Origin of the sequence: Curtobacterium sp. MCSS17_006, from assembly GCF_003234215.1 — a bacterium.
GTDB classification, from domain to species: Bacteria; Actinomycetota; Actinomycetes; order Actinomycetales; family Microbacteriaceae; genus Curtobacterium; species Curtobacterium flaccumfaciens.
Genome location: NZ_QKSO01000005.1, coordinates 126,659 through 139,228, shown reverse-complemented (window position 1 = coordinate 139,228; position 12,570 = coordinate 126,659). Strand labels below are relative to the sequence as shown.

General features: G+C 69.9%; 10 protein-coding genes. 4 read left to right on the top strand and 6 right to left on the bottom strand.

The features are described 5' to 3' along the window. Positions 1-10 precede the first annotated feature (10 nt). A complete protein-coding gene (locus tag DEJ21_RS06985; RefSeq protein ID WP_027464696.1) occupies positions 11-670 on the top strand; it encodes an ATP-dependent Clp protease proteolytic subunit in 660 nt (219 codons plus the stop codon). Between the two features lie 63 nt (positions 671-733). Here the strand turns inward: DEJ21_RS06985 and DEJ21_RS06980 are convergent, their stop codons facing one another. After that, a complete protein-coding gene (locus tag DEJ21_RS06980) occupies positions 734-1,342 on the bottom strand; it encodes a copper resistance CopC family protein (RefSeq protein WP_181435811.1) in 609 nt (202 codons plus the stop codon). A 50-nt stretch (positions 1,343-1,392) separates the two neighbouring features. Beyond that, the gene (locus DEJ21_RS06975; RefSeq protein ID WP_181435810.1) at positions 1,393-2,121 is read right to left on the bottom strand and encodes a YcnI family protein; all 729 of its coding nucleotides are present in this window, start codon (positions 2,119-2,121) and stop codon (positions 1,393-1,395) included. A gap of 236 nt (positions 2,122-2,357) precedes the next feature. Here DEJ21_RS06975 and clpX point away from each other — a divergent pair, with 236 nt between their 5' ends. Further along, entirely contained in the window at positions 2,358-3,638 is a 1,281-nt protein-coding gene (gene clpX, locus DEJ21_RS06970; RefSeq protein WP_111224128.1) for an ATP-dependent Clp protease ATP-binding subunit ClpX, read from the top strand. Positions 3,639-3,713: 75 nt separating this feature from the next. Here the strand turns inward: clpX and DEJ21_RS06965 are convergent, their stop codons facing one another. Together DEJ21_RS06965 and DEJ21_RS06960 are read right to left on the bottom strand one after the other, a co-directional pair. After that, positions 3,714-5,738, bottom strand: a complete 2,025-nt coding sequence (locus DEJ21_RS06965) for a M3 family metallopeptidase (RefSeq protein WP_111224127.1) — start codon at positions 5,736-5,738, stop codon at positions 3,714-3,716. 226 nt (positions 5,739-5,964) lie between these two features. Next, positions 5,965-6,546, bottom strand: a complete 582-nt coding sequence (locus DEJ21_RS06960; RefSeq protein WP_027464700.1) for a TetR/AcrR family transcriptional regulator — start codon at positions 6,544-6,546, stop codon at positions 5,965-5,967. Between the two features lie 122 nt (positions 6,547-6,668). Between DEJ21_RS06960 and DEJ21_RS06955 the strand changes: the two genes are divergently transcribed. Beyond that, positions 6,669-7,508, top strand: coding sequence for an alpha/beta fold hydrolase (locus DEJ21_RS06955; protein ID WP_110864860.1), 840 nt, complete (start codon positions 6,669-6,671; stop codon positions 7,506-7,508). A gap of 156 nt (positions 7,509-7,664) precedes the next feature. Here DEJ21_RS06955 and DEJ21_RS06950 read toward each other — a convergent pair whose 3' ends face one another. Beyond that, positions 7,665-7,916, bottom strand: coding sequence for a hypothetical protein (locus DEJ21_RS06950; RefSeq protein WP_027464702.1), 252 nt, complete (start codon positions 7,914-7,916; stop codon positions 7,665-7,667). 65 nt (positions 7,917-7,981) lie between these two features. Continuing rightward, on the bottom strand, positions 7,982-10,576 hold the full coding sequence (valS, locus tag DEJ21_RS06945) for a valine--tRNA ligase (RefSeq protein WP_258374901.1): 2,595 nt from the start codon (positions 10,574-10,576) through the stop codon (positions 7,982-7,984). Between the two features lie 287 nt (positions 10,577-10,863). On the opposite strand from valS, the gene proP reads away from it, so the two are divergent. Further along, positions 10,864-12,426 carry a glycine betaine/L-proline transporter ProP gene (proP, locus tag DEJ21_RS06940; RefSeq protein ID WP_246552629.1) on the top strand — a complete coding sequence of 521 codons (1,563 nt, stop codon included), beginning with the start codon at positions 10,864-10,866 and terminating at the stop codon, positions 12,424-12,426. Positions 12,427-12,570 lie beyond the last annotated feature (144 nt).

Below are 12,570 nucleotides of genomic sequence, written 5' to 3'. Positions count from 1 at the left end.
GGAAACGAGAATGCATCTCCCCATGCTCGGTGGCGCGCAGAACGTCCCGGCTCCGTCCAATCGGTACATCCTGCCGAGCTTCGAAGAGCGCACGGCCTACGGCTACAAGCGCCAGGACCCGTACGCCAAGCTGTTCGAGGACCGCATCGTGTTCCTCGGCGTGCAGGTCGACGACGCGTCGGCTGACGACGTCATGGCCCAGCTGCTCGTGCTCGAGTCGATGGACCCCGACCGCGACATCGTGATGTACATCAACTCGCCCGGTGGCTCGTTCACCGCGATGACGGCGATCTACGACACGATGCAGTACATCCGTCCGCAGATCCAGACGGTCTGCCTCGGCCAGGCCGCCTCGGCCGCGTCGGTGCTGCTCGCCGGCGGCACCCCCGGCAAGCGTCTCGCGCTGCCGAACGCCCGTGTGCTGATCCACCAGCCCGCGACCCAGCAGGGTGGCGGTCAGGCGTCCGACATCGAGATCCAGGCGGCGGAGATCCTCCGCATGCGCACCTGGCTCGAGGAGACGCTGTCGAAGCACTCCAACAAGACGCCGGAGGAGATCAACCACGACATCGAGCGCGACAAGATCATGTCCGCGCAGGAAGCCGTGGAGTACGGCCTGATCGACCAGGTCCTCACCAGCCGCAAGAACCTGCCGGCGCTCGTCAAGTAGCACCAGCAGGAACGACGAAGGCCCCGCACCGAACGGTGCGGGGCCTTCGTCGTTGCGCGGTGGTCAGTCCTCGGTGTCGTCGGACTCCGGGGCCGGCTTGCGGCGCAGGAGCAGCAGCACCGCGACGACCACGCCGACCAGCACGACGCCACCGGCGCCGATCCAGATCGCGTCGGACGCCGCCGAGCCGCTCGACCCCGAGGCGGTGCCGGTGGTGGTGTCCGAGCCGGCGTCGTCGTCACCGGCGGTGGCGCAGGTCGGGGGCTTCGCCGCACCCGAGGCCGGGGTGGAGCCCGACGGTGCCTTCCACGTGAAGGGGTACTCGTCGGACACGGTGTGCCCGTCGGCGGAGACGATCTGCCACTCGACGGTGTACTTGCCGGAGTCGCCGAGTGCGGCGGCCGTGGTCATCGACGGCCCCTCGACGTCGACGCAGCCGTCCTCGTAGTACCTGCCGTCCGGGCCGACGATGCGGAACGCGAACCCGGACCCCGAGTCGCCGATGTCGAGCAGCTTGTCGTTCGTCGTGATGTCGAACGTCTTCGGCAGCTCGGTCAGGGTGCCGCCGACCTCCGGGTCGGACGAGATCAGGTAGTTGTGCGCGCTGGCCGGACCGGCGAGCCCGAGGACCGTACCACCGGCGATCGCGACGGCCGCGGCGGAACCGGCCACGAGCCTCCAGGCAGAGGACCGTGACCGGGACCGACGCGAGCCGCGCTGCGTCACTTGGCGGAGCTCCGACGACGCGTGCCGGCGACGGCGACGACCAGGGCGACGGCGCCGAGCACCAGGCCGCCGAGGCCGAGGAAGCGGCCGACCAGGTCGGGGTCGCTCGAGGCGGTCGCACCGGCGGCCTCGGCCGTCGGGGTCGCGGCGATCGGGTCGCCGTCGTCGTCCGTCGCCTCGGCGGCGGTCAGCGTGATCGAGGGGGCCGGGTGCTCGGGCTCGGCTTCGCCGGCCTGCTGCTCCTGGTTCCACTCGACGCTGCCCTTCTCGCAGGTCTGGATCGCGGGGAACTCGACCAGGTCACCGGCCTTGCCGTCCGGCAGCGAGAACGAGAGTGCGAAGGTGTCGCGCTCGTCGGCGGGCAGGGGGGTCTTCGCGGTGTAGGTGACGCTGGTGACACGCTCGGCGGCCGTCTCGGCGTGGTCCTCGTCCGATGCCGACGCCGACGGGTCGGTGTAGGGCTCCGTCGCCTTCGTGATCGTCCAGTTCGGGTTCACGGTGGGCGTGACCTCGATGACGGACTCCGGCACCTGGAACTGGATCTTCGTCGTGGGGGAGCCGTCGCAGCCGTGCGGGACCGAGAAGGTCGCGGTGGTGTACGAGTTCGCTGCGGTCGACGTGGCCGTGGCGGACACGTGCGCGCTGGCCGCCGTGGCGCTGCCGAGGACGATGACGGCTGCGACACCGAGGGTGACGGCGCCGCCGGCGGCGAGACGCTTCTGCATGGGGTTCCTTCCGGGGTGGTTCTGCACCTGCTGTTCTACAAGATGTAGAGAAGTCCGGATCACCGTAGCAGGCTCGCACGCCCTGGGCGAACGCGCGGGCGGATTCCGGAGGGGCATCACGGTCGGTGTCACCGGTTGCGGTTAGGCTCGTGTCCACGACGAGGTGCCCACCAGCAGCGGTGCACCAGCGGTGGTGCGACAGCGCGGCCGGCATGTCCAATCAGGGAGGCACGGGAATGGCACGCATCGGAGAGAGCGGCGATCTCCTCAAGTGCTCGTTCTGCGGCAAGAGCCAGAAGCAGGTCCAGCAGCTCATCGCCGGACCGGGCGTCTACATCTGCGACGAGTGCGTCGAGCTCTGCAACGAGATCATCGAAGAACGTCTGGCCGAAGCCGGCGAGGACACCTCGAGCGGGGACTTCGAACTGCCCAAGCCGCGGGAGATCTTCGACTTCCTGCAGGAGTACGTCATCGGGCAGGACCCGGCGAAGCGCGCCCTCGCCGTGGCCGTCTACAACCACTACAAGCGCATCCGGGCGCAGGGGCAGATCACCGCCGCCGAAGACCGCGACGACATCGAGATCGCCAAGTCGAACATCCTGCTCATCGGCCCGACCGGCTGCGGCAAGACGTACCTGGCGCAGACGCTGGCCAAGCGTCTCAACGTGCCGTTCGCCGTCGCGGACGCCACCGCCCTGACCGAGGCCGGCTACGTCGGCGAGGACGTCGAGAACATCCTCCTCAAGCTCATCCAGGCCGCCGACTACGACGTGAAGCGCGCCGAGACCGGCATCATCTACATCGACGAGGTCGACAAGATCGCCCGCAAGGCCGAGAACCCGTCGATCACCCGCGACGTCTCGGGCGAAGGCGTGCAGCAGGCGCTGCTCAAGATCCTCGAGGGCACGGTCGCCTCGGTCCCGCCGCAGGGCGGCCGCAAGCACCCGCACCAGGAGTTCATCCAGATCGACACGACGAACGTGCTGTTCATCGTGGCGGGTGCGTTCGCCGGGCTCGAGGACATCGTGTCCTCGCGCGTCGGCAAGCGCGGGATCGGCTTCGGGGCACCCCTGCACAGCGCGTCCGACCACCAGGACCTGTACTCCGAGGTGCTGCCGGAAGACCTGCACAAGTTCGGTCTGATCCCCGAGTTCATCGGTCGTCTGCCCGTCGTCACCACGGTGTCGCAGCTCGACCAGGCGGCGCTCATGCAGATCCTGACCGAGCCGAAGAACGCGCTGGTGAAGCAGTACCAGCGGATGTTCCAGATCGACGGCGTCGAGCTCGAGTTCGACCAGGGTGCGCTCGAGGCCATCGCGGACCTCGCGGTGCTGCGCCAGACGGGCGCCCGTGGGCTCCGGGCGATCCTCGAAGAGGTCCTCGGCCCGGTGATGTTCGACGTCCCGTCCGACGACGACGTCGCGCGCGTGGTGATCACCCGCGAGTCCGTGCTCGAGAACGCGGCGCCGACGATCGTGCCGCGGCCTCGGGCCAAGCGCGTCGAGAAGTCGGCGTAGCCCGCTTCGTCGCCCTCAGCGCGAAGGCCCGCACCGTGATCGGTGCGGGCCTTCGTCGTTCGTGCCGTGCGCCGCCTACTCCAGCCCGCGGCGGCGCAGCAGCGGCCCGACCTCGGCGTCGCGGCCGCGGAAGTCCCGGTACGCCTCGAGCGGGTCCTTCGCCCCGCCGACCCCGAGCAGACGCTCGGCGAACCGCTTGCCGGCCTCCCGGTCCAGCCCGCCGTTGTCGCGGAACCACTCCACCGTGTCGGCGTCGAGCACCTCGGACCAGATGTACCCGTAGTACCCGGCGTCGTACCCGCCCGAGAACGTGTGCGCGAAGTACGTCGACGAGTAGCGCGGCGGCACGGCCTCGACCGCGATGCCGGCGGCGGCCAGGGCGTCCCGCTCGAAGTCCTCGACGGACGTCACCGCCGCGGCGTCGGCCGCCGACAGCCGGTGCCACGCCTGATCGAGCAGCGCTGCGGCGAGGTACTCGGTCGTGCCGAAGCCCTCGTTGAACCCCTCGGACTCGCTGAGCCCCAGGACGAGCTCGGGCGGCAGGGGTGCTCCGGTCTCGTGGTGCTTCGCGTAGTTCGCCAGCACGGGCGGCCACGACAGCCACATCTCGTTCACCTGGCTCGGGAACTCGACGAAGTCCCGCTCGACGTTCGTGCCGGAGAACCGCGGGTAGGTGGTGCGGGCGATGAGGCCGTGGAGGGCGTGGCCGAACTCGTGGAAGAGCGTCTCGACCTCGTCCTGGATGAGCAGGGTGGGGGAGCCGGCGGACGGCTTCGCGACGTTGAGGTTGTTGACCACGACGGGCAGGGTGCCGAGCAGCTCGGACTGCTCGACGACCGGGTTCATCCAGGCGCCGCCGCGCTTGCCGTCGCGCGTGTAGAGGTCGAGCAGGTACAGCCCCACGGGCTCGCCGTCGTCGCCGGTGACCTCGAAGACCCGGACCTCGTCGTTGTAGCCGTGGAGGTCCGGGCGCTCGGTGAAGGTCAGGCCGTACAGGACACCGGCGGCGTGGAAGACCCCGTCGTGCAGGACCCGGTCGGCCTCGAAGTACGGGCGGAGCGCGGTGCTGTCCGCGGCGAACTGCTCGCCACGCAGGATCTCGGTGGCGTACGCCCAGTCCCATGACTCGATGTCGAACCCGACCGTGCGCGACCGGACCGCGCGTTCGTCGTCGGCGTTCCGGGCGGCGGCGCCGACGAGTGAGGACAGCAGCCCGTCGACGGCCTCGGGGGTCTTCGCCGTCTCGTCGGCGGTGACCACCGCGGCGTGGTTCGGGAACCCGAGCAGCTCGGCGCGCTCGGCGCGGAGCCGGACGATGCGGAGCAGCACGTCGCGGTTGTCGTACTCGTTGCCGCGACGACCACGGGCGAGCGAGGCGCGCATGATCCGCTCGCGCAGGTCACGGTTGGCCAGTGACGACAGCCACGGGTGTCCGGTGTAGAGCGGCAGCGTGATGAGCCAGCCGTCCAGACCCCGGTCGGCGGCAGCGGCGGCAGCGGCGGACTTCGCCCCGTCGTCGAGCCCCTCGAGCTCGTCCTCGTTCGTCACGTGCACGGCGGAGGCGTTGGTGTCCTCGAGCAGGTTCCGCTCGAAGGTCGTCGTGAGGGTCGAGAGCTCCTGGTTGATCGCGGTCAGACGCTCCTTGCCCGCGTCGTCGAGGCCCGCCCCCGCCAGGGTCATCTCGGCGTGGGTCCGCTCGACCAGGCGCAGCGCCTCACCGGTCAGCCCGGCGGCTTCGGCACCGTCGAGCACCTCCTGCACGCGGGCGTACAGACGGGAGTCGAGCGTGATCGCGTCGCGGTGGGCGGCGAGGAGCGGGGAGACCTCGGCCTCGAGGTCGTGCAGCTCCGGGGTCGAGTCGGCCGACGACAGCGTGAAGAACACGTGGCTGACGCGGGTCAGCAGCTGCCCGGATCGCTCGAGTGCGACCAGGGTGTTCTCGACCGTCGGGGCGTGCGGGTCGGTGGCGATGGCCTCGACCTCGGCGCGTTGCTCGGCCATGCCGGCCTCGAACGCCGGTCGGTAGTGCTCGAGTCGCACGTCGCCGAAGGGCGGCAGGGCGTAGGGGAGGGTGCTCGGGACGTCGAACGGGGTTGCCATCTGCCCACCCTATGCACGGGTACCGGAGTCCGTTCCTTCCCATGACACCCGGACTGAGAAGCGGGATCGGGCATACCTGGTCGAAAGAACCGACCCGGTACGCCCGGAACGACCAGGTACGCCCGGATCGGCCCGGCAGACGCACCCGCGCCCGGCGCGACCAACAGACGGACGGGAGGCCCGTGGCGGCATCGCCACGGGCCTCCCGTCCGTCCCGGATCGCGTGTCAGCGCATCGCGGCGTCGATCAGGGTCACCGCGGCACGACGCGCGTGCGCGGCCGGCGCCGTGGTGCCGGCGATGGCCGCGGTGGTCTGCGCGCCCTCGGCGAGCAGTGCGAGCTGCGCGGCGAGTTCCTCGGCGTGCTCGGGGTCGGCGACGACCTCGGCGGTGAGCCGCTGCACGAACTGCTGGAACGAGTCCTTGTGCTCGCGCGCGATCTCGGCGACGGCGGGCGAGGTCGCCCCGAGCTCGCCGAACGCGTTGATGAACCCGCAGCCGCGGAACGTGTCGTCGCCGAACCACGACTCCAGGAAGTCGTAGACCGCCAGGAGCTTGTCGCGCGGGCTGGCCGCAGCCTCGACCGCGCCGTGCACGCCCTGCTCCCACATGTCGTGGCGGCCGGCGAGCACCGCGGCGATGAGCTGTTCCTTGCCGGGGAACGCCGCGTACAGCTTCTTGAGGGAGACCCCGGCGCCCGTGCGGATCTCGTCCATCCCCACGGACTGGATCCCGCGCGTGTAGAACAGCTGGTCCGCGACCTCGACGATGTGTGCTCGGACGTCCGGCTCGACGGTGCTGGTGGCCATGTGTGTACCCCGTTCCCTGAGTGTTCACCGCTCTCGACTTGCGCCGGGAACGGGCGTTCTCTACTGTAGTCCACATCGGCGGAGAACGATCGTTCTCCGCGATACTCAGGGAAGGAACGATCATGGGTGCCATCACCGTCGGAACCGAGAACAGCGTCGACATCGAACTCCACTACGAGGACAAGGGCCAGGGGCAGCCGATCGTGCTGATCCACGGCTTTCCCCTCGACGGCAACTCGTGGGAAGGGCAGGTCCCGATGCTCCTCGAGGCCGGCTACCGCGTCATCACGTACGACCGCCGTGGCTTCGGCCAGTCCTCGCAGCCGTCCACCGGCTACGACTACGACACCTTCGCCGACGACCTGCACACGGTCCTCGAGACCCTCGACCTGCGCGACGTGATCCTCGTCGGCTTCTCGATGGGCACCGGCGAGATCGCCCGCTACATCGGCCGCCACGGTGAGGACCGGATCGCGAAGGTCGCGTTCCTCGCCTCGCTCGAGCCGTTCCTCGCCATCACCGACGACAACCCCGACGGCGCCGGCCCGATGTCGTTCTTCGAGGGCATCGCCGCCGACGTGGCGAAGGACCGTTACGCGTACTTCACGAACTTCTACCAGGACTTCTTCAACCTGTCGGAGAACCTCGGCACCCGCATCTCCGAGGAGCAGGTCCGCAACGCCTGGAACATCGCGGCCGGCTCCGGCTCGATCGCGTCCGCGGCCGCACCCCTGACCTGGCCGACCGACTTCCGTCAGGACATCCCGAAGGTCACCGTCCCCGCCCTGATCGTGCACGGCACGTCGGACAACATCCTGCCCATCGACGCCACCGGCCGACGCTTCACCCAGGCACTGCCCGCGGCGGAGTACGTCGAGATCGAGGGCGCCCCGCACGGCCTGCTCACCACGCACACCGCCGAGGTGAACGAGGTCCTGCGCACCTGGCTCGCCGAGTCCTGATCCCTCGGCGATCACGCGGGCGCTCCCCGGCGGGGGCGCCCGCATCGTGAGCACAAATGGTCGGGTTCCCACCGGGGACCCGACCATTTCTGCACTCCAAGCGAACCGCGCGCAGCGCGCAGCCCGCAGCGCGCAGCGCGCAGCGCGCAGCCCGCGCTAGTCCTCTTCGCCCGCGTCGTCGGGGTTCGTCACCTGGGCGTGCCCGAGCGCGTCGAGGTGGATCGAGGTGCCGTCGTCGAGCTCGACGATCGGCTTGCCCTCCAGGAACGTCAGGGTCCAGCCCCACGTCGCCGTGTCGACGGACTCCGCCGCCAGCTCGTCCTCGACCCCGCGCACGGCGACGACCATCGTCTCGGGTAGTCGCGCAGGCGGCTCCCCACCCACGTTCCAGCGTGTGCCCAACTGCATCCGTGCCTCCAGTCCGGTGGTTGACGGGCCGGGTCACCAAGGCGACCCGGCCCGGACAGGCGACGTTACGCCTGCTGCTCCGCGAGCTCGATCTCGGTGACGGCGAGCTCGTCGCCGTCGACGAACGACAGGTTCTCGATGCGGCCGACGGCCGCGAGGTCGACCGCCGCGCGCTCGATGAGCACCCGCGTCTCGGCGGGCGCCGCGACGACCGCACGCGTCACGGGCGTCTTCTGGGACGCCTTCGCCGCCGTCTTCGCACCGCGGATCCCGATGAGCGCCTGTCCGACGGCCGCGAGCAGCCCGGTGGGGGCCGCGTCGGTCGGCAGGTCGGCCGCTGTCGGCCAGGAGGCCCGGTGCACGCTGGTGTCGTGGGTCCAGGCCCACACCTCCTCCGTCGCGTACGGGAGGAACGGTGCCAGCAGTCGGAGCAGCACGTCGATCGCGCCGCGCAGCGCCAGGACCGCGCTCGCCTGCGTCTCGTGCGTCGCGTCGGACGCGGTGCCGTATGCGCGCTCCTTCACGAGCTCCAGGTAGTCGTCGCAGAACGTCCAGAAGAAGCGCTCGGTGATCTCGAGGGCACGGGCGTGGTCGAACCCGTCGAACGCCGCGGTGGCCTGCTCGACGACGGCACCGAGCTCGGCGAGCATGTCGACGTCGAGCGCCTCGGTGACGCTCGTGGCGCCCTCGGGCAGCGGGAAGCCGTAGACGAACTTCGCCGCGTTGAGCACCTTGATCGCCAGACGACGGCCGACCTTGATCTGCTTCGGGTTCTGCGGGTCGAACGCCGCGTCCGTGCCGAGCTTGGACGAGGCCGCCCAGTAGCGGACCGCGTCGGCGCCGTGCTGCTCGAGGATGGACAGCGGCGTGACGACGTTGCCCTTCGACTTCGACATCTTCTTGCGGTCGGGGTCGACGATGAAGCCGGAGATGGAGGCGTGCTTCCACGGCACCACGTCGGCCTCGAGCTGGCTGCGGAGCACGGTCGTGAACAGCCAGGTGCGGATGATGTCCTGCGCCTGCGGGCGGACGTCGTACGGGTACACCAGGTCGTAGAGCGCCGGGTCGGTCTCCCACTTGCCCGCGAGCTGCGGCGTGAGCGACGAGGTGGCCCAGGTGTCCATGACGTCGAGTTCGCCCTGGAACCCGCCGGGTACGCCGCGCTGGTCCTCGGTGAAGCCGGGGGCGGGCTCGGAGGCCGGGTCGACCGGCAGCTGTGCCTCGGTCGGGACGATCGGCTGGTCGAACACCGGGTTGCCGTCGGCGTCGAGCGGGTACCAGACGGGCAGCGGCACGCCGAAGAAGCGCTGGCGCGAGATGAGCCAGTCGCCGGACAGGCCACCGACCCAGTTGTCGTAGCGGACGCGCATGAAGTCCGGGTGGAACGCGATCTCCTCGCCGCGCCGGCGGAGCGTGCTCTTCAGCTGCTCGTCGCGCGCCCCGTTGACGATGTACCACTGGCGGGTCGACACGATCTCGAGGGGCTTGTCGCCCTTCTCGAAGAACTTCACCGGGTGCTGGATGGTCTTGACGTCACCGATCAGCTCGCCGGACTCGGTCAGGGCGTCGACGACGACCTTCTTGGCCGAGAACACGGTCTTGCCGGCCATCTCGGCGTAGAGCTCCTGGCCCGTCGCGGACTCGATCCAGGCGGGCTCGTCCGAGCGCACGCGGCCGTCGAAGCCGATGATCGCGCGGTTCGGCAGCTGCAGCTCGCGCCACCACACGACGTCGGTGGTGTCACCGAAGGTGCAGACCATCGCGATGCCGGCGCCCTTGTCCTTCTGCGCCAGGTGGTGTGCGAGCACCGGGACCTCGACGTCGAACAGGGGGGAGCGGACCGTGGTGCCGAAGAGGTCCTGGAACCGCTCGTCGTCCGGGTGGGCGACCAGGGCGACGCAGGCCGGCAGGAGCTCGGGGCGGGTGGTCTGGATGACGACGTCGTCGCCGCCGTCGGTGCGGTGGAAGGCGATGCCGTGGTACGCGCCGGGCATCTCCTTGTCCTCGAGCTCGGCCTGCGCGACCGCGGTGCGGAACGTGACGTCCCACAGGGTCGGGGCGTCGGCCTGGTAGGCCTCACCGCGCTCGAGGTTGCGCAGGAACGCGCGCTGGGCGCTGGCCCGCGAGGTGTCGTCGATGGTGCGGTACGACTGGGTCCAGTCGACCGACAGGCCGAGGGTGCGGAAGAGCTCCTCGAACTGCTGCTCGTCCTGCACGGTCAGGCGCTCGCACAGCTCGATGAAGTTGCGGCGCGACACGGGCAGCTGGTCGGCGGCCTTCGAGGACTTGCCGTCCCCGCCCTCGAACGGCGGCGTGAACTCGGGGTCGTACGGCAGGGTCGGGTCGCAGCGGACGCCGTAGTAGTTCTGCACACGGCGCTCGGTGGGCAGACCGTTGTCGTCCCAGCCCATCGGGTAGAAGACGTGCTTGCCGCGCATGCGCTCGAACCGGGCCTTGAGGTCGGTGTGCGTGTACGAGAACACGTGCCCGATGTGCAGCGAGCCGGAGGCGGTGGGCGGCGGGGTGTCGATCGACCAGACGGCGTCGCGGTGACCGGCGGCGTCGCGGTCGAAGCGGTAGGTGCCGTCCTGTTCCCAGACCGGCCCCCAGACCTGCTCCAGTCCGTCGACGCTGGGCTTCTCGGGCATGGGCTTGGTCATGGGTGTGCCTTCCGTACGTGTGTGCGGCACCGAGTCCGTGATGAGGTGCCTGAGTGTTCCGCGCCTGACGCGCGGTGCCCCAATCGTAGCGGCCGCGCACGCGCACGCAGGCGGACGACCGGGCGCTCACGGCCATCACCGAGCAGCGCCTAGCACACCGAACTGTCGGACACGCCCGGAGCCTGCTAGTCTTCCTGGGTTTGTCCGGCGAGCGCAGGGTTCGCAGGAGCTGCAACGTCGCCGTCCGCCGGACGCCCGAAGGAAGCACCGCACCCCGGAGGAACGACTTGGCACCGAACAACGCACCCCACCCGCACGGCGATCGGCCGTTGCGCACGAAGGGCGCCGCGAAGCGCGCTCGTCGCGATCTGACGAAGGACGACGTCACCGTCGTCGAGGAGTCGCTGCTCAAGCGTGCCGTCGCGGCTGCCGCGCTCGGCAACGCCATGGAGTGGTTCGACTTCGGCATCTTCGCGTACCTGACGGTCACCATCTCGCAGGTGTTCCTGCCGCAGGGTGACCCGGCCGCGAACATCGTCGCCACGTTCGGCTTCTTCGCCGCAGCGTTCATCGTGCGCCCGATCGGTGGCGCCGTGTTCGGCCCGATCGGCGACAAGATCGGCCGCCAGAAGGTCCTCGCGCTGACGATGATCCTGATGGCCGCCGGCACGCTCATGATCGGCCTGATCCCGTCGTACGACACGATCGGCTTCTGGGCCCCGGTCCTGCTGCTCGTCGCCCGCTTCGTGCAGGGCTTCTCGACCGGTGGTGAGTACGGCGGCGCCGCGACCTTCATCGCCGAGTACTCGCCCGACAAGCGCCGCGGCTTCATGGGCTCGTGGCTCGAGTTCGGCACCCTCGCCGGCTACGTGCTCGGCGCCTCGATCGTCACCGGCCTGCAGTTCGGCCTGTCCGAGGACGCCCTGCTCAGCTGGGGCTGGCGCATCCCGTTCATCATCGCGGGCCCCCTCGGCCTGATCGGCCTCTACCTGCGCCTCAAGCTCGAGGAGACCCCGGCGTTCCAGAAGCAGCAGGAGCAGGCCGCCGAGCGCGAGGGCCAGAAGACCCCGTTCCTCAAGCTCTTCGCCGAGAACTGGCGCTCGCTCATCATCTGCATCGGTCTGGTCCTGGTCTTCAACGTGACCGACTACATGCTGCTGTCGTACATGCCGACCTACCTCGAGCAGAACCTCGGCCAGAACGCCACCTTCGGCCTGATCCTCATCGTCATCGTGATGCTGCTCATGATGGTCGTCATCACCTTCGGTGGCCGGCTGTCCGACAAGTTCGGGCGCCGTCCGGTGCTCGCCGCCGGCTGCATCGGCTTCATCCTGCTGTCCTGGCCGGCCCTCAAGCTGGTCCAGACCGGCACCGGTGTCGGCGTCTTCGCCGGCCTGCTGATCCTCGGCGTCGTCCTGGTCACGTTCACCTCGACCATGCCGTCGACGCTGCCCGCGCTGTTCCCGACGATCATCCGCTACGGCGCCCTGGCGATCGCGTTCAACGTGTCGGTGTCGCTCTTCGGCGGGACCACCCCGCTCGCGACCGCCGCGCTCATCAACGCCGCGAAGGACGCCGGGTACGGCTGGGCCGAGGACATCCCCGCGTTCTACCTGATGCTCGCCGCCGTGATCGGCCTGGTCGCGGTGTACTTCACCAAGGAGACCGCCGCGAGCCCGCTCATGGGCTCCGGCCCGACGGTCGGCTCCGAGGACGAGATCGCCGGCGTGATCGAGGACTACAACGACCCGACGTCGGAGCTCGCGCAGTCCGACTGGGCGAAGGACTTCTCGACGAGCGAGATCCCGATCATCTCGGCCGACGCCCAGAAGGAACCCTCCGGTTCCTGACCACGGGGCCGCCCCGCGGCAACCCGGCCAGGAGGCCCGGTGCACGTCCGTCACGGACGCGCACCGGGCCTCCTGGCCGTTCAGGGCCGTCGGTCACGTCACGCGCGCAGCGACAGTCCACGGGTGCGAGCGCGCGTGGACGGT